The organism is Ideonella sp. BN130291 (assembly GCF_036231905.1).
Lineage (GTDB): Bacteria > Pseudomonadota > Gammaproteobacteria > Burkholderiales > Burkholderiaceae_C > CAMLIZ01.
Map to the genome: position 1 here is coordinate 602,041 of NZ_JAZARE010000001.1, position 17,053 is coordinate 619,093.

The 17,053-nt window shown below is 69.2% G+C and carries 10 protein-coding genes; 7 read left to right on the forward strand and 3 right to left on the reverse strand.

Features of this window, described 5'->3' with window-relative positions; genetic code table 11:
• Nucleotides 1-48: 48 nt before the first annotated feature.
• The 4 genes from msrP to VPH43_RS02830 all read left to right on the forward strand — a co-directional run bounded on the left by msrP (nt 49) and on the right by VPH43_RS02830 (nt 4,248).
• Nucleotides 49-1,032, forward strand: coding sequence for a protein-methionine-sulfoxide reductase catalytic subunit MsrP (gene msrP, locus VPH43_RS02815; RefSeq protein WP_328576121.1), 984 nt, complete (start codon nt 49-51; stop codon nt 1,030-1,032).
• A gap of 139 nt (nt 1,033-1,171) precedes the next feature.
• On the forward strand, nt 1,172-1,807 hold the full coding sequence (locus VPH43_RS02820; protein ID WP_328576122.1) for a sulfite oxidase heme-binding subunit YedZ: 636 nt from the start codon (nt 1,172-1,174) through the stop codon (nt 1,805-1,807).
• A gap of 92 nt (nt 1,808-1,899) precedes the next feature.
• Nucleotides 1,900-3,600 (forward strand): tetratricopeptide repeat-containing diguanylate cyclase, encoded by a 1,701-nt coding sequence (locus VPH43_RS02825; protein ID WP_328576123.1) that lies wholly within the window; start codon nt 1,900-1,902, stop codon nt 3,598-3,600.
• Nucleotides 3,601-3,693: 93 nt separating this feature from the next.
• Complete coding sequence (locus VPH43_RS02830) at nt 3,694-4,248, forward strand: hypothetical protein (RefSeq protein ID WP_328576124.1); 555 nt, start codon at nt 3,694-3,696, stop codon at nt 4,246-4,248.
• A gap of 7 nt (nt 4,249-4,255) precedes the next feature.
• Here VPH43_RS02830 and VPH43_RS02835 read toward each other — a convergent pair whose 3' ends face one another.
• The 3 genes from VPH43_RS02835 to uvrA form a co-directional block, all read right to left on the reverse strand.
• The gene (locus VPH43_RS02835) at nt 4,256-5,113 is read right to left on the reverse strand and encodes a hypothetical protein (RefSeq protein WP_328576125.1); all 858 of its coding nucleotides are present in this window, start codon (nt 5,111-5,113) and stop codon (nt 4,256-4,258) included.
• Nucleotides 5,113-7,098 (reverse strand): ATP-binding protein, encoded by a 1,986-nt coding sequence (locus tag VPH43_RS02840; RefSeq protein WP_328576126.1) that lies wholly within the window; start codon nt 7,096-7,098, stop codon nt 5,113-5,115. The genes VPH43_RS02835 and VPH43_RS02840 overlap by 1 nt, the downstream gene beginning before the upstream one ends.
• A gap of 144 nt (nt 7,099-7,242) precedes the next feature.
• Nucleotides 7,243-12,888, reverse strand: coding sequence for an excinuclease ABC subunit UvrA (gene uvrA, locus VPH43_RS02845; protein WP_328576127.1), 5,646 nt, complete (start codon nt 12,886-12,888; stop codon nt 7,243-7,245).
• A 210-nt stretch (nt 12,889-13,098) separates the two neighbouring features.
• Here uvrA and VPH43_RS02850 point away from each other — a divergent pair, with 210 nt between their 5' ends.
• From VPH43_RS02850 to VPH43_RS02860, 3 genes are all read left to right on the forward strand, one after another.
• Nucleotides 13,099-14,202: an ABC transporter substrate-binding protein gene (locus VPH43_RS02850; RefSeq protein WP_328576128.1), complete on the forward strand. Its 1,104-nt coding sequence runs from the start codon at nt 13,099-13,101 to the stop codon at nt 14,200-14,202.
• Between the two features lie 127 nt (nt 14,203-14,329).
• On the forward strand, nt 14,330-15,433 hold the full coding sequence (locus VPH43_RS02855; protein WP_328576129.1) for an ABC transporter substrate-binding protein: 1,104 nt from the start codon (nt 14,330-14,332) through the stop codon (nt 15,431-15,433).
• A gap of 6 nt (nt 15,434-15,439) precedes the next feature.
• Entirely contained in the window at nt 15,440-17,050 is a 1,611-nt protein-coding gene (locus tag VPH43_RS02860; protein ID WP_328576130.1) for an ATP-binding protein, read from the forward strand.
• Nucleotides 17,051-17,053: the final 3 nt, after the last annotated feature.

Consider the following 17,053-nt stretch of genomic DNA (forward strand, 5'->3'; position numbering starts at 1 on the left):
AACGTCGAACCCGACTGACAGTTCAAGTCAGCCCCAACGGAGCCCCGCATGCACTTCCTCAAGGACCGTGGTTTCACCCACGCCACGCCCTCGGACATCACCCCGCGCGGGGTTTACGAGCAGCGGCGCCAGCTGATCAAGGGCCTGGCCGGCACCGCCCTCGCCGGTATCGCGGCACGCGACGCCATCGCCCAGACCTCCGGCCCCGGCAAGCTGCCCGCCCTGCCCGGCGCCAAGAGCAGCGTGCCCGGTGCCATGACGATGGAGAAGCTCACCTCCTACACCGACGTCACCAGCTACAACAACTTCTACGAATACGGCACCGACAAGGCCGACCCCGGCCGTGCGGCCCACATGCTGAAGACCCGGCCGTGGACCGTCGCCGTCGAAGGCGAGGTGAAGAAGCCGAAGACCTTCGACATCGACGAGCTGCTGAAGCTCTCGCCGATGGAAGAGCGCATCTACCGCCTGCGCTGCGTGGAAGGCTGGTCGATGGTGATCCCCTGGGTGGGTTACTCGCTGGCCGAGCTGATCAAGCGGGTGGAGCCCACCGGCAATGCCAAGTTCGTGCAGTTCATCACCTTGGCCGACAAGGCGCAGATGCCCGGCGTGCGCTCCGGCGTGCTGGACTGGCCCTACTCCGAAGGCCTGCGCCTGGACGAGGCGATGCACCCGCTCACGCTGCTCGGCTTCGGCCTGTACGGCGAGGTCATGCCCAACCAGAACGGCGCCCCGGTGCGGTTGGTCGTGCCCTGGAAATACGGCTTCAAATCGGCCAAGTCCATCGTCAAGATCCGCTTTGTGGACAAGCAGCCGCCCACCAGCTGGCAGACGGCCGCGCCGCAGGAATACGGCTTCTATTCCAACGTGAACCCGGCCGTGGACCATCCGCGCTGGAGCCAGGCCACGGAGCGCCGCATCGGCGAGGCCGGTGGGCTGTTCGCCAAGCGCAAGCCCACCCTGCCCTTCAACGGCTACGAGGCGCAGGTGGCGCCGCTCTACGCCGGCATGGACCTGAAGAAGAACTTCTAGAAATGAGCTACCCCCCGAGCGCCTCCGGCGCTCCCCCCTGGCAGGGGGGCGCTGCCAGCGGCCCGGCGGAGCCGGATCCGCGGCAGCCGCTGGGCTTCGCGGGTGGCATGCGAAGGGCACCCCGCGTGCTGGTCGAGGAATGTCTGCATTGAGAAAAACGCTGCTGCTGCACCCGGCCGCCAAGCCGGTGCTGTTTGCGCTATGCCTGCTGCCGCTGGCGTGGCTGGTCTATGCGGCCATCGCCGACCAGCTGGGCGCCAACCCGGCGGAGGCGCTGATCCGCCGCACCGGTGACTGGACCTTGCGCGGCCTGTGCCTCACGCTGGCCATCACGCCGCTGCGCCAGTGGACCGGCCTGCACGCACTGGCACGCTTGCGGCGCATGCTGGGCCTGTTCACCTTCTTCTACGGCTGCCTGCATTTCACCTGCTACAGCTGGCTGGACCAGGGCTTCGAGCTCGATGTGATCGCGCGCGACATCGCCAAACGGCCGTTCATCCTGGTGGGCTTTTCCGCCTGGCTGCTGATGGTTCCGCTGGCGGCCACCTCCTTCAACCGGGCCATCAAGGCGCTGGGGCCCCAGCGCTGGCAGGCGCTGCACCGGGCGGTGTATGGCACCGCGCTGCTGGCCCTGCTGCACTTCTTCTGGATGCGGGCGGCCAAGCACAACTTTGCCGAGTGGTCGGTGTATGCCGCGGTGCTGGGGGTGCTGCTCGGCTGGCGTGCCTGGCGCGCCTGGGCGCCCTCTGGCCGCCGCCCGGCGCGCGCCGCCTGAGGGCCGCAACGGCGCGCCAAGCGTGCACTGTGGCACCGTCCGGCGCGCCGGCACCTGACATCGTGGAGCCAACGGCCTGCACAATGACCCGCGTGGACCGCGACGCTGTGCCTCCTTCACCGGCAACACCGCCGCCCGATGCGGTCGCGGCGCTGCTGGCTGCCTCACGCGGGGCGCTGGCGAGTGCCGACCACCGCAGCGGCCTGGCCCAGGCCCAGCAGGCACGCGAGGCCCTCACGGCCGAAAGCGGCCTGCGGCTGGCGCAGGCACTTTCGCTCGAAGGGCAGCACCTGTGGCGCCTGGGCCGCTTCGAAGACGCCGTGGTGGCCGCCCGCGAGGCGCTGCACCTGTGGCAGGAGGTGGGCGACCCGGCCGGCCATGCCGATGCGCTGTGCCTGCTGGCAGTGAGCTACACCGAGCTCGGCCTGCATGAAGAGGGGCTGAAGAGCGCCACCGCGGCGTTCGAGCTGGCGCGTGCCCACGGCCTGCAGCGCGAAACCACGCTGGCGCTCAACCGCATCGGCGTGTGCCACGAGCGCCTGGGCGACCCCGACCAGGGCGAGCGCTTCCTGCTGCAGGCGCTGTCGCGGGCGCGCGAGCAGCGCAGCTTCGACGACACGGTGCAGGCGCTCAACAACCTGATGGCCAACACGCTGGGCGCCTATCACCTGCACTCGCGCCGCGGCGACCCCGAGGTGGCGCACCAGGCGCTGCAGCGCGCGCGCCAGTACGGCGGCCAGGCGGTGGCGATGGCGCGGCGCGACGGCGACGTGTACCGGCGCATCGTCACCCAGGGCAACCTGGCGGAAGTGCTGGCGATCGCGGGCGATTTCGAGCAGGCCGGCGCCCTGCTGGACGATGCGGTGGCCGAAGCGCGCAGCCACGGCTATCGCGCGGTGGAGATGCGCAGCCGCCACAACCTGGGCGAGATGCGCCTGCTGCAGGGCCGGCACGAGGAGGCCGTGCAGCTGCTGCACACGGTGCTGGACGACCTGCGCCGCGGCACCGACCACGAGACCACCCGCATGCGGGTGCATTCCGCGCTGTACCGGGCCTACAAGGCGCTGGGCCGCTTCGAGCCGGCGCTGGCGCACTGCGAGGCCTACTACGCGATCGAGATGCAGCGCTCGGCGTTGCAAGCGCAGGCCCAGGCGCGCCTGATGGTGAACCGGCTGGACATGGAGCATGCGCTGCAGATGGCCGACCGCGCGCTGATGGACGCCGCGCGCGAACGCATCAAGGCCAGCGAGCTGGAGGCGCAGAAGCGCGCATTGGAGGCGCACTCGCAGGCGCTGCACCGCGATGCCCACGAGGATGCGCTCACCGGGCTGCACAACCGCCGCCGCGCCGACCAGGCGCTGCCCCAGCTGATCGCGCAGGCGCGCGCCCAGGGCCAGCCGCTGCAGGTGGCCGTGATGGACGTGGACTGGTTCAAGGGCGTGAACGACCAATACGGGCATGCGGTGGGCGACGAGGTGCTGCGCACGGTCGCGCAGATCCTGCAGGAGCGCCTGCGCACGCGGGACCTGGCCGCACGCCTGGGTGGCGAGGAGTTCCTGGTGGTGCTGGTGGATTCGCTGCCAGCCGCGGCGCTGGAGGTCTGTGAACGCCTGCGCGCCGCGGTGCAGCAGCATCCCTGGGATGAGCTCGCGCCAGGCTTGCAGGTGACCGTGAGCATCGGTCTGGCCGATGTGGGCGAAGCGGACGACGCCACCCAGGCGATGCAGCGTGCCGACGACGCGCTGTACCGCGCGAAAAACGAGGGCCGCAACCGGGTTTGTGCAGCGGCGTGATTTCCGCCACGCGCAGCGCCCCCGCGAACCAAGGGCGCGCCCCCGAGACGGGGGGCTTTCCGCAGGGGAGCCGGCGCCTAGCATGGGTCAACCATGCAGACCCTTTCGCACCCCTCCCTGGCGCTGGTGGACGGCGCCGCACGCGACACGCTGACCCTGGCGCTGCGCACGCTGGAACTGGCCGAGCAGGCAGGCGCGGCGCCCACCGCCCGGCTGCAGGCCCTGGCCCTCGTGGCACGCGCCTATCGCGGCCTGGGCGCCTTGTCCCAGGCCGAGAGCTACCTGCAGCAGGCGCTGCGCTGGGCCGATTGCGTGGGCGGGGCGGACGCCGGCGTGGACCTGTTGTGCGAGCTGGCCGAGCTGGCGGTGCAACGGGCCGACGGCTGCATCGAGGACGACCCCGTGGCCGCCCGCCTGGCGCGCGAGCGCGCGCGCGACCTTTGCTTCGACGCCGCCGCCCGCGCCAGCCGCACCGCCGACGCGCAATGGGAAGTGCATGTGCTGCTGCGGGTGAGCGACGTGCTGGACCGCAGCGGCGACCGCCACGACGCCATCAGCCTGCAATGCCGCGCCCTGCAACTGCTGGTGCAGTACGAGTTGCCGATGCTGGACAACGCCGCGGCGGCGTTTGACCAGACGCTGATGTAAGGCGGGGTCAGCGGCCTCGCACGGGGTCGAACCACAGCTCCTTGCGCTCAGCAGGCGTCTCGGGAGTCAGCAGCGGGTTGCGAAGTTCGATCACGACACGCTCCTGCAATCGCGCCCGGCGCACGTGGTCGCCCCAGTATTCGAGAAACAGCCTCTCGAACGACTGGTCGGCAATCGCCGCTTCCAGCCCTTTGCGAATGTGCTCGGCGAGCTTCACGTTGCGCGGGCTGACGAAGAAGTAGGAGTCGTAGAAGTAGTGCAGTGCGACGCGCTGCTCGATGTCGAGCTTGTCGCGGTGCACCTGCTGCTCGTCCCAGATCTCCATCACGCTGCGGGGAAAGTAGTCGAAGCGCCCGTCGGCCAGCATCTCGAACAGGCCCGGGTAGGTGGACCCGGTTTTCACCTGGATGCCGTTGCCCTGCAGGATCTTCGTGTCCGGCCATTCGGCCCCTTGCGCGATGCGAATCGACGCCAGGTCTGCCTGGCGCGCAATGTGCGAGAAATGGCCCTGCTCCCCTTTGCGGATGAGGCCGATGCGCCATCCCAGAAGGCCCCGGTTGAGCGGAATGCGCACCGGCAGCAGCCGGCGCTCCCGCTCGGCCGACGTGGGTATCGGGCCGACGTCGATGGTCCGGCCCGCCTCGAGCTCCAGCACCTGGCGCTCCTGGTTCATGCGCACCGAGGCATCCACCACCCGGTAGTCCCCGCCACTTTTCGAGAGCGCCAGTTCGAGCAGTTTGCGGGGATAGTCGTAGCGGCGGTCCCCGGCTGTCTCGCGCACCGGGTAGCGCACCAGTTCGACGGCCGCGATGCAGCCGTGCCATGCCAGCAAGGCGGCCAGTGAAAGGTGGACAAAGCGCATCATCAGCGTTCCCCTTGGGTGGCTTGCGGAGGCAGGGTGTGCAGGCGGCCCGAGACGGCGGTTTCCTCGGCGGCAGGCAGTGGCAGGTCGAACCAGAATAGGCTGCCCTCGCCCAAGCGGCTTTCCACGTGAAGGTCGCTGCCCATGGCCCGCGCCAGCTCGCGGCTGATCGCCAGGCCCAGCCCGGTGCCGCCCTGCCGCCGCTTGGCATCGGACACCTGCTCGAAGGGCCGGAAGAGCCGGGCGAGCTGCTCTGCATTCATGCCGATGCCGCAGTCCTGCACTTCGAACCGCAAGACGGTGGCACCGGCCGGCACGCGGCGCACGCGCAATACCACCTCGCCCGTGTCGGTGAACTTCACGGCATTGGACAGCAGGTTCAGCAGCACCTGCCGCAGCCGCTTCGGATCCACGCACACGACGCTCGGCAGGTCCTGCTGAACGCTCAGGCTGAAGCGAAGTCCCTTGGCTTCGGCGCTCACGCGCACCATCTCGCCGATGACACCGAGATAGGGCCCCAGCTGCACCGGCTCGGGATACAGGTCCAGGCTCGCAGCCCCCATGCGCGCGAGATCGAGGATGTCGTTGATCAGCGTCAGCAGGTGCTGGCCGCTTTGCTGGATGATGTTCACCGCACGCGCCTGGCGCTCGTTCAGCGCCGTCTCGGCTTGAAGGATCTGCGCAAAACCGAGGATGCCGTTCAGCGGGGTGCGCAACTCGTGGCTCATGCGCGAAAGGAAGTCGGACTTCGCCTGATTGGCCCGCTCTGCTTCGTCGCGGGCCTCCTGCAAGGCCGCGGTTCGCTCGCGCACCCGGGACTCGAGGTACCGGTTCGCGTCGCGCAGCGCTTCCTCCGCGAGCCGGCGGCTGTCGATGTCCACCAGCGCCCCCACGGCGCGCAGCGGTTCGTTGGCGGCACCGCGTTCGACGACACCGCCGCGCACGGACATCCACCGCCATCCTGCGCGTGCATGGCGCATCCTCGCTTCGATGCGCAGGTCGGACGTTGCGCCCGCAAGGTGCTGCCTGATCGTTTCCATCGTCCCGGCAGCATCGTCCGGATGCAGTAGCCGGCGCCAGAACCGCGGTGCGACCGCCAGCTCCTTCGCGGACAACCCCAGGATGCGCGCGCTCTGCTCGTTGCCATAGAGCCTGCGAGCGGCGAAGTCGCAGTCCCACAACCCCGCCCCTGCCGCCTCCATCGCCAGCCGGAAGCGCAACTCGCTCTCCGACAGCCGCTCATGCGAGGCGTGCAGGTCCACCTGCGCTCGATACAGCGATCGCAACAGCCCGTTGATTGCGTCCTTCACCGTGTCCAGGATGTCCGCCTGGCCGGGTTTGCTGGCAGGCCTTCGCAAGTTCAGGGTCTCGGGCGGCGCGGCGAGGCCTCCCGGGTGGATTTCGATCTGCTTCACGAAATCGGCCACCCGCATCAGGTGCTGGGTCACGAGGCGGTGAAACACCACCATCACAAAGCCGGCCACCAGGAGTGTCTTGATGCCGTTGGAGAGCAGGTCGATCAACGCGCGGTCCCACACGCGCTGGATGGCGTGGTCGATGCCGGCCACGACGCGCAATGTGCCGATGCCGACGGTAGCGCCGCCCTCCGTCTGCGCCAAAGGCAATGTCACCACCTGCTGCCTGCTCGATGTGACGGTGCCTGCGGCCCAGCGTGTGCGGCCCTGCACTTCGATGCCCGCGTACTCGATGTCGCGCAGGCGCAGCAGCCCATCGAGCTGGCTTTGGGTGAGCTCGCCGTCGACTTGCCAGACACTGCGCGAGAGCGACGGAACGGCGCTCGTTTCAATGAAGCGCAGCGACTCCGAGATCGCCTGCAGATCCCGCCGGTAACCGGTGTACAGGTCGACGGTGGTGATGACGGCCGTGATGATAGAGCTGAAACCGACCAATGCGATCAGCAATCGCCTGGCAAGGCGGTTGCCACCACCCCACCGGCGGAGCATGTCGGATCGAGCGAAATGCGCCATGAGGGAGTGGCCGTGTAGCAGCGCCGGCACGGAACCTTCCCACCATTCGGCAGGCTGAAGCTTCCCTTGCGCGGCTAACAGACGTGCAAGCTCAAGAGCATGTTCCTCGGGTTCAGCTTGTCAAGAGGAAAAGCTTGGGGGCCTTCAGCGTGCCAGCACCGGCGCCAGCGCCACGCCGGTGTGCGTCTGCGCCGCCACCACATCCTCCGGCGGGCCTTCGGCCACCACGCGGCCGCCGTTCGTGCCACCCTCCGGCCCCAGGTCGATGATCCAGTCGGCTTCGGCGATCACGTCGAGGTCGTGTTCGATCACCACCACGCTGTGGCCACCGTCCACCAGCCGGTGCAGCACGCGGATGAGCTTTTCGACGTCGGCCATGTGCAGGCCCACCGTGGGCTCGTCCAACACGTACAAGGTGTGCGGCGGTTTCTGCCCGCGCCGGGTCACGTCGTCGCGCACCTTGCTCAGTTCGGTGACCAGCTTGATGCGCTGCGCCTCGCCGCCGCTCAAGGTGGGTGAGGGCTGGCCCAGGGTGAGGTAGCCCAGGCCCACGTCCTTCAGCAGCTGCAGCGGATGCGCGATGCTGGGCATGGAGGCGAAGAAGTCCACCGCCTCGTCCACCTCCATCGCCAACACGTCGCCGATGCTCTTGCCGCGCCAGCTCACCGCCAGCGTCTCGGCGTTGAAGCGCAACCCGTGGCACTGGTCGCAGGGCACCTTCACGTCGGGCAGGAAGCTCATCTCGATGGTGCGCATGCCCTGGCCTTCGCAGGTGGGGCAGCGGCCTTCGCCAGTGTTGAAACTGAAGCGGTTGGGCGCATAACCGCGCGCCTTGGCCTCCAGCGTCTCGGCGAACAGCTTGCGGATCGCGTCCCAGAAGCCGATGTAGGTGGCCGGGCAGGAGCGCGGCGTCTTGCCGATCGGCGTCTGGTCCACCTCCAGCACACGGTCCACCGCGCCGCTGCCTTCCAGCGCCGCGCAGCCGTGCAGCAGGGTGGCCTTGCCGCGGTTGTTCACCACCGCCTGCACGTTGGCCAGCAGCACGTCGCGTGCGAGCGTGCTCTTGCCGGAGCCGGACACCCCCGTCACCGCCACCAGGCGCTGCAACGGCACGCGCACGTCCAGGCGCTGCAGGTTGTGCAGGCTGGCACCCTTCAGCTGCAACGCGAGGCCGTTGCCGTCCACCGGCCGGCGTGCCTTGATAGGGTGCTTCAGCGGGTGGGCGAGGAAACGGCCGGTGAGTGAATCCTCATGGCGGGCCAGCTCTTCGGCGCGGCCCTGGGCGATCACCCGGCCGCCGCGTTTGCCGGCGCCGGGGCCGATGTCGATGATGTGGTCGGCGCGCCGGATGGTGTCCTCGTCATGCTCCACCACCACCAGCGTGTTGCCCTTGTCGCTCAAGGTCTGCAGGGCGTTCAGCAGGATCTGGTTGTCGCGCGGATGCAGGCCGATGGTCGGCTCGTCCAGCACATAACAAACCCCCTGCAGGTTGCTGCCGAGTTGAGCGGCAAGGCGGATGCGCTGGGCCTCGCCGCCGCTCAAGGTGGGCGCGGCGCGGTCGAGCGTGAGGTAGTTCAGGCCCACCGCCTCCAGGAACTCCAGCCGGCTGCGGATTTCGGTGACCACGTCGCGCGAGATCTCGGCGTTGCGGCCGGTGAGCGCCAGCAGCTCGATCCAGTGGCGGGCCTCGCCCACCGAGTCGCGCGCCACGTCGTTGATCGGCCGGCGCTCGAAGGTCACCGCACGCGAGACCTCGTTCAGGCGTGCGCCCTGGCAGTCCGGGCAGGGCTCGTCGGCCACGCCCTCCACCTCGGTCTCCTCGGATGGAAAGCTCTGCTCGCGGCCGCGGTTGTCGTCGTCGCGCACCGAATCGTCATAGGCCTTGCGTTGCTCGCGCGTGAGCGTGAGCCCGGTGCCCACGCAGGTGGTGCACCAGCCGTGTTTGCTGTTGTAGGAGAACATGCGCGGGTCCAGCTCGGGGTAGCTGGTGCCGCAGGTGGGGCAGGCGCGCTTGGTGGAAAACACCTTCACCTGCCCGTGCGCCGCGGTGGAGGCGCCGCGTTCCATCAGGTCCGCCAGGCCGTCGAGCGGATGCAGCAGGTGCATCACGCCCTTGCCGATGTCCAGCGTCTTCGCCAGCAGTGCCCGCAGCTCGGCTTCGTTTTCCGGCTGCAGCACGATGTCGCCCACCGGCAGCTCCAGCGTGTGCTCCTTGAAGCGGTCCAGCCGCGGCCAGGGGTCGACCTTGATGAACTCGCCGTCCACCCGCAGGTGGGTGTGGCCGCGCGCCTTGGCCCACTTGGCGAGGTCGGTGTACACACCCTTGCGGTTCACCACCAGCGGCGCCAGCAGGCCCACATGCTGGCCGCGGTGATCGCGCAGCAATTGCGCCGCGATGCTCTCGGCGCTTTGCGGCATCACCGGCGTGCCGTCCTTGGTGCAATGCTGCACGCCCAGCTTCACATACAGCAGCCGCAGGAAGTGCCACACCTCGGTGGTGGTGGCCACCGTGCTTTTGCGGCCACCGCGCGACAGGCGTTGCTCGATCGCGACCGTGGGCGGAATGCCGTACACCGCATCCACCTCGGGCCGGCCGGCCGGTTGCACGATGCTGCGGGCATAGGCGTTCAGCGACTCCAGGTAGCGCCGCTGGCCCTCGTTGAACAGGATGTCGAAGGCGAGCGTGCTCTTGCCCGAACCGGACACGCCGGTGACCACGCTGAACTTGCCGCGTGGGATGTCCACCGACATCGACTTGAGGTTGTGCTCGCGCGCGTTCACGATGCGGATCGCATCGTCGCCTTCGGCGGCCGCACGGCGCGCCTTCTTCAGGTAGGTCTGCAGCGGCACACCCTCTTCTGCCTGCAGCGCGTACCCCATCTGCTGCTCGTACTGGCGCAGCGCCAGGCCGGTGTGCGAATCCTTGCAGGCCTTCACGTCTTCCGGCGTGCCCACGCACACCACCTCGCCGCCAGCGTCGCCGCCCTCCGGGCCGAGGTCCACGATCCAGTCGGCCGCGCGCACCACGTCGAGGTTGTGCTCGATCACCAGCAGCGAATGGCCCGCGTCCAGCAGCTTGCGCAGGGCGCGCATCAGCTTGGCGATGTCGTCGAAGTGCAGTCCGGTGGTCGGCTCGTCGAACAGGAACAGCGTGCCTTTCTTCGCCACCGCCTGGCGTGACGCGCTGGCAGTGGACGCCGCCTCCGCCAGGAAGCCGGCCAGCTTCAGCCGCTGCGCCTCGCCGCCCGACAGGGTGGGCACCGGCTGGCCCAGGCGCACGTATTCCAGGCCCACGTCCACGATGGGTTGCAGCTTGTTGATGACCTCGCGGTCCTCCTTGAACAGCTGCGCCGCTTCGCTCACCGTGAGCTCCAGCACGTCGGCGACAGACAACTGCCGCGGCCCGCGCACGATCTTCACCTCCAGCAGTTCGGCGCGGTAGCGCGTGCCATCGCAGTCGGGGCAGCGCAGGTACACGTCGGAGAGGAACTGCATCTCCACATGCTCGAAGCCCGAGCCGCCACAGGTGGGGCAGCGGCCATCGCCGGCGTTGAAGCTGAACATGCCGGGGCCGTAGTTGCGCTCCTTGGCCATGGGCGATTCGGCGAACAGCTTGCGGATCTCGTCGAACGCGCCCACGTAGCTCGCCGGGTTGGAGCGTGCCGTCTTGCCGATCGGGCTCTGGTCCACGAACACCGCATCGGCCAGCCAGTCGGCGCCCAGCAGGCGGTCGTGTTCGCCCGGGGTTTCGGTGGCCTTGCCGAAGTGGCGCGCGAGCGCCGGGTACAGCACGTCCTGCATCAGGGTGCTCTTGCCGGAGCCCGACACGCCGGTCACGCACACCAGGCGCTGCAGCGGGAACTCCACGCTCACGTTCTTCAGGTTGTGCTCGCGCCCGCCTTCGAGCAGCAGCTTCGGCGTGCTCTCGTTGACGAAGCGGCGGATGCCCATGCCCACATGCTTGCGGTTGCCCAGGTAGGCGCCGGTCAGGGTGTCAGCCTGGCGGATGTCCTCCGGCGTGCCGTCGAAGACGATCTGGCCGCCCTTCTCACCCGGGCCGGGGCCCATGTCGATCAGCCGGTCGGCCGCCAGCATCACCGCCGGGTCGTGCTCCACCACCACCAGCGTGTTGCCGGCATCACGCAGCCGGTGCATGGCCTCCACGATGCGGTTCATGTCGCGCGGGTGCAGGCCGATGCTCGGCTCGTCCAGCACGAACATGGTGTTGACCAGCGAGGTGCCGAGCGCGGTGGTGAGGTTGATGCGCTGCACCTCGCCGCCGCTGAGGGTGCGGCTCTGCCGGTCCAGCGTGAGGTAGGCCAGGCCCACGTCGCACAGGTAACGCAGCCGGGTGCGGATTTCATCGAGCAGCAGCTTGAGCGCTTCGTCCAGCAGCGCGTCGCTGAGCGAGATGCCGTCGAAGAAGCGCCGCAGGGTGGACAGCGGCAGCTGCATCAGGTCGTGCACGCTCAGGCCCGGCAGCGCTTCCAGCTGCTCGCGGTGCCAGTCGGCGCCCACCGGCATGACGCGCTTGGCCGGCGGCAGCACCGAGTCCGCATCCGCCTTGGAGCCCAGGCGCCACAGCAGCGCCTCCAGCTTCAGGCGCGCGCCGCCGCAGGCCAGGCACGGCGTGTAGCTGCGGTACTTGGACAAGAGCACGCGGATGTGCATCTTGTAGGCCTTGCTCTCCAGGTACTCGAAGAAGCGCTTGACGCCGTACCACTGCTTGTTCCAGTTGCCGTTCCAGTGCGGCGAACCCTCGATCACCCAGGCGCGCTGCTGCGGCGTGAGCTGGGCCCAGGCGGTGTCGCGCGGGATGCCGGCCTCGCCGGCGTACTTCATCAGGTCGTCCTGGCATTCCTTCCAGGCCGGCGTCTGCATCGGCTTGATGGCACCGGAGCGCAAGGTCTTGCGCTCGTCCGGGATCACCAGGCCGAAGTCCACGCCGATCACGCGGCCGAAACCGCGGCAGACCTCGCAGGCGCCGACGGCCGAGTTGAAGGAGAACAGCGCCGGCTGCGGCTCGCCGTAGCGCAGGTCGCTGTCGGGGCAGTGCAGGCCGGTGGAATAGCGCCAGAGGTCGGGCTCACCCTCTTCCTTCAGCACATAGATGTTCACCCGCCCGGAGCCGCGCTTGAGCGCGAGTTCGATGGCCTCCATCGCCCGCACCTTCTCCGCGCCACTGATGCGAAAGCGGTCCGCCACCACATCCAGCACCTTGCGCTCGCCCACCACCCGCTCGGCCTGCACCCGCGTGAAGCCGCTGGCTGACAGCCACTGCTCCACTTCCGCCGGCGTCACGCTGGCCGGCAGCTCCACCGGGAAGGTGACCACCAGGCGTGGATCGCCGTGGGCGGCACAACGCTCCAGCAGCTCGGCATAGATGGTGTCCGGCGTGTCATGGCGCACCCGCTTGGCCGTCTTGCGGTCGAACAGCTCGGCGGCCCGCGCATAGAGCAGCTTGAGGTGGTCATTCAGCTCGGTCATGGTGCCGACCGTCGACCGCGAGGTGCGCACCGGGTTGGTCTGGTCGATCGCGATCGCCGGCGGCACCCCGTCCACCTTGTCCACTGCCGGCCGGTCCATGCGGTCCAGGAACTGGCGCGCGTAAGCCGAGAAGGTCTCCACGTAGCGGCGCTGGCCCTCGGCGTAGAGCGTGTCGAACACCAGGCTGGACTTGCCGGAGCCCGACGGCCCGGTCACCACGGTCATCTCGCCGGTGCGCACGTCGAGGTCCAGGTTCTTCAGGTTGTGCTGTCGAGCACCGCGGATGCGGATCAGGCCGGTCATGGGGTGGGGAGAGAGGGGTTCTGCGGGGTGGGCCGAACATTCTAGGGACGGCCCTTTGCCCTTGGTTTTCCGCGTCCGAAACGCGCACTGTTGCCGGCAGCTTTTCACGCGGGCTGGAGATGTCACCAAAGGTACCTGCGCTTTCCCGCATTGCCGGCGGCACCATCGCTGGCCAGACTCCCCGCCGTCCTACCCACCGGTATCCCGTCCATGATCCGCACCCTGCTTGCCGTGGCCTTGAGCGTCTGCGCCCCCTGGGCCGCGGCCCAGATCGTGATCGGCCAGACCGCCGGTTTCACCGGGGCCGAAGCAGCCAGCGTGAAGGAGAACACCGAAGGCGCCAAGCTGGTGTTCGAGCGGGTCAATGCCGGCGGCGGCATCAACGGCCAGAAGATCGAGCTGGTGTCGCTGGACGACCAGCGCAACCCCAAGCTGGCGATCGACAACGCGATGAAGCTGGCCAACCAGCACAACGTGCTGGCCCTGCTGCTGAGCAGCGGCACCGCGCCCACCTTGGCCCTGAAGCCGCTACTGGAGGAGCACAAGCTGCCGCTGGTGGCCCCTGCCAGCGGCGCCATGGCGCTGCGCACCCCGGTGCAGCCATGGATCTACGCGGCCCGCGCACCCTACCAGCGCGAGATGGAAAAAGCGGTGCAGCACCTGGTGAGCACCGGCGTCACCCGGGTCGCGCTGGCCCATGTGGACGACCCCTTCGGCGCCGACGCGGCCGCCGGCGTGCTGCGGGCGCTGGACCGCTCGCACCAGCGCGCCGCCTTTCTGTTGAAGTTCAAAGGTGACCGGCCCGACATGTCGGCCATCGTGGCGGGCGTGATGAAGCTGGACATCCAGGCCGTGGTGATCCTGGGCCCGGCCGCAGCCGTGGCCGACGCCACCCGGCAGCTGCGCGCCAAGGGCTCGCGCGCCACCGTGGTCACCGGCTCCAACAACGCGTCGCCGGAGTTCATCAAGCTGCTGGGTGATGCCGGCCGCGGCGTCATCGTCACCCAGGTGATGCCCTTCGAGCGCTCGTCCACCGCTTCCATCGTGAAGGAGGCCTACGACCTGGCGGCCGCCAAGGGCATCAGCGAGGTGACACCCGCGATGCTGGAAGGTTTTGCCGGCGCCAAGGTGCTGGTGGAGGCGCTGCGGCGCGCCGGCAACAAGCCCACGCGCCAGAAGCTGCGCGACGCGCTGGACGGCATGAACAAGGTGGACATCGGTGGCCTGGAGGTGCGCTACAGCCCGCAGGACCATGGCGGGCTGGACTATGCCGACTTGTCGATCATCGGGCCGGACAGCCGCTTCCATCGCTGATCACTTCGCGGTAGCCCGCGCCGCTGCAAATGGCCGTGACATTTGACGCGCCGCTGCGGTTACCCACATTGCGCAACCGCAGCCGGCTGACCAGACTGCACCCATCGCCACCTGGAGGGGCCTTTTGATGAACCGCTTCGTTCTCGCACTTGCCCTGACCCTGGCCGCACCGCTGGCCAGCGCACAGATCGTCGTCGGCCAGACCTCCGGCTTCACCGGCGCGGCAGCGGCGGGCGTGAAGGAAAACACCGACGGCGCCAGGCTGTATTTCGACTTCATCAACGCCGGCGGCGGGGTGAACGGCCAGAAGATCGAGCTGGTGTCGCTGGACGACAAGTTCGATCCCAAGCTGGCGGCCGAGAACGCGAAGAAGCTCATCACCGACCACAACGTGGTGGCGCTGTTCATGAACCGCGGCACGCCCCACACACAGGCGATCAAACCGCTGCTGGAGCAGTACAAGGTGCCGCTGGTGGCGCCCTCCACCGGCGCGATGGTGCTGCACAACCCGGTGAACCCGTGGATCTTCAACGTGCGCGCGCCTTACCAGCGCGAGGCCGAGAAGGCGGTGGAACACCTGGTCAGCACCGGCGTCAGCCGCATCGCCGTGGTCCATGCGGACGACAGCTTCGGCGCCGACTGCGCCACCGGCGCCCTGCGTGGCTTCGACAAGGCGCACATGCGCGCGGCCTTCGTGCTGAAGGTGGACCGGGACAAGCCGGACTTCGGCCCGGTGGTGGCCGGCGCCACCAAGCTGGACGTGCAGGCGCTCATGATGATCGGCTCAGCCGCCGCCGTGGCCGAAGGCACGCGCCAGCTGCGCGCCGCCGGCTCCAAGGCCACCGTGGTCACGGTGTCCAACAACGCCTCGGGCGGTTTCATCAAGCTGATGGGCGACAACGCCCGCGGCACCATCGTGAGCCAGGTGTTCCCCTATGAACGCTCGCTCTCCGCGCCCATCGTGAAGGAAGCCTACGACCTGGCCATGGCGAAGGGCATGACCGAGGTCACGCCCGCCATGCTGGAAGGGTATGCCGGCGCCAAGGTGCTGGTGGAAGGCCTCAAGCGCGCCGGCCCCAGCCCCAGCCGCCAGAAGCTGCGCGACACGCTGGAAACCATGGGCCGGGTGAACATCGGCGGCCTGGAAGTGAACTACAGCCCGAAGAGCCACACCGGCCTGCTGTACGCCGACCTGTCCATCATCGGCCCCGACGGCAAGTTCAGGCGGTAGCCTGCGATGGCCAGCGATGACCCGCGCATCGCCGAGCTGGAGCGCGCACTGGCCGAAGCGCTGGCCCGCTGCGCCCAGGCCGAACAGGCCGCCCAGGCCAAGGGCCGGCTGATCGCCCATGTGAGCCATGAGATCCGCACGCCGCTCAATGGCGTGCTGGGCCTGACCGAACTCGCGCTTCAGGCCGCACAAACCCCTTCGCAGCGCCGCCACCTGGTGATGGCGGTGGAGGCCGGCCACGCACTGCTGCAGATGGCCAACGACCTGCTGGACATCTCGCGCCTGGAGGCCGGCAAGATGGTGCTGCACGAAGAGCCCTTCGACCTGCCGGAAACGCTGGCCTCGGTGTTCCGCGGCGTGATGCCGCAGATGCGCAGCAAGGGCCTGCTGGTGCGCTTTGACCACCGCGGGCCGGTGCACTGGGTGCGTGGCGACGTGACGCGGCTGCGCCAGATCGTGACCAACCTGCTGGGCAATGCGGTCAAGTTCACGCCGGCGGGCGAGCTGGTGCTTACCGCGGAAGTGGTGGTCACCGGCGCCGACACCTGCCTGGCCACCATCCGGGTGCAGGACACCGGCCCCGGCCTGCACCCCGCCTTGCGCGACCGCCTGTTCGAGGCCTTCGAACAAGGTGGCGAGTTGCCGGCACGCGGCCAGGGTGGTGCCGGCCTCGGCCTCTCCATCGCGCGCGGCCTCGCCCGAGCGCTCGGCGGCGAGCTGGCGGTGGACAGCCAGCCGGGCCAGGGCTGCACCTTCACCCTCACCCTGCCCTTCGGCCTGGCCACCGATCCGGACCCGCTGCCCATGCCCGCGCCGGGCCGAGCCTGGCTGGTGTTTCCCAACCCGCACATTGCGCGCTGGGTCGAACAGCGCTTGCACCGCCTGGGCTGGTCCTCGCTCGGCTTCGACACCCTCGAGGCGGCAGTGGCCCACGCCGGGCGGCTGGCGCTGGCCGACCAGCCGCAACTGCTGCTGGTGTCCGAACGCGCGCTGCGGCCGGACAGCAACCTGGCCGCCGCCCGCGCCGCGCTGCCGCAAGCGGAAATGCACCTGCTGGTGCGGCCCGACTGGAACGTGCCGGCGCTGGAGCGCGAAGCCCTTGCGTTGGGTTTCACCCTCAACATCGCGCCGCTGTCGCCGCGCGACCTGATGCGAATGGCCGGCGCCGCCGCCACGCCCCACAGCCCGCCACCACCGGGCAGCGCCCCGGCGCCCCTGCCCGGCTGGCAGGGCGGCGTGCTGCTGGTGGAAGACAACCCGGTGAACCAGCTCATCGGCGAGGAGTTCCTCAAGGCGCTGGGCGTGCCGGCCCGGGTGGCCGACAGCGGCGAGGCCGCGCTGCGCGCCTGCCTGGCCCAGCCGCCGCAACTGGTGCTGATGGACGTGCAGATGCCGGTGATGGACGGCCGCCAGACCTGCCGCCGCCTGCGCGAGATGCAGCACGAGGGCCGGCTGCCGGGCTTCCCCATCCTGGCGCTCACCGCGCATGCGATGGGCGCCGAACGCGAGCAGTGCCTGGCCGCCGGCATGGACGGCTACCTCAGCAAGCCGCTGATGCTGCACACCCTGCGCGAGGAGCTGGCGCGCTGGCTGCCCGGGGCCGTGCACCACCGCTGAAGG

What these genes read in the sequence shown, in the direction of transcription:
- VPH43_RS02835 (WP_328576125.1), bottom strand. Translation starts at nt 5,113, where the DNA reads ATGATGCGCTTTGTCCACCTTTCACTGGCCGCCTTGCTGGCATGGCAC.
- VPH43_RS02820 (WP_328576122.1), top strand. Translation starts at nt 1,172, where the DNA reads ATGTCTGCATTGAGAAAAACGCTGCTGCTGCACCCGGCCGCCAAGCCG.
- VPH43_RS02855 (WP_328576129.1), top strand. Translation starts at nt 14,330, where the DNA reads ATGAACCGCTTCGTTCTCGCACTTGCCCTGACCCTGGCCGCACCGCTG.
- VPH43_RS02850 (WP_328576128.1), top strand. Translation starts at nt 13,099, where the DNA reads ATGATCCGCACCCTGCTTGCCGTGGCCTTGAGCGTCTGCGCCCCCTGG.
- VPH43_RS02830 (WP_328576124.1), top strand. Translation starts at nt 3,694, where the DNA reads ATGCAGACCCTTTCGCACCCCTCCCTGGCGCTGGTGGACGGCGCCGCA.
- msrP (WP_328576121.1), top strand. Translation starts at nt 49, where the DNA reads ATGCACTTCCTCAAGGACCGTGGTTTCACCCACGCCACGCCCTCGGAC.
- VPH43_RS02860 (WP_328576130.1), top strand. Translation starts at nt 15,440, where the DNA reads ATGGCCAGCGATGACCCGCGCATCGCCGAGCTGGAGCGCGCACTGGCC.
- VPH43_RS02840 (WP_328576126.1), bottom strand. Translation starts at nt 7,098, where the DNA reads ATGGCGCATTTCGCTCGATCCGACATGCTCCGCCGGTGGGGTGGTGGC.
- uvrA (WP_328576127.1), bottom strand. Translation starts at nt 12,888, where the DNA reads ATGACCGGCCTGATCCGCATCCGCGGTGCTCGACAGCACAACCTGAAG.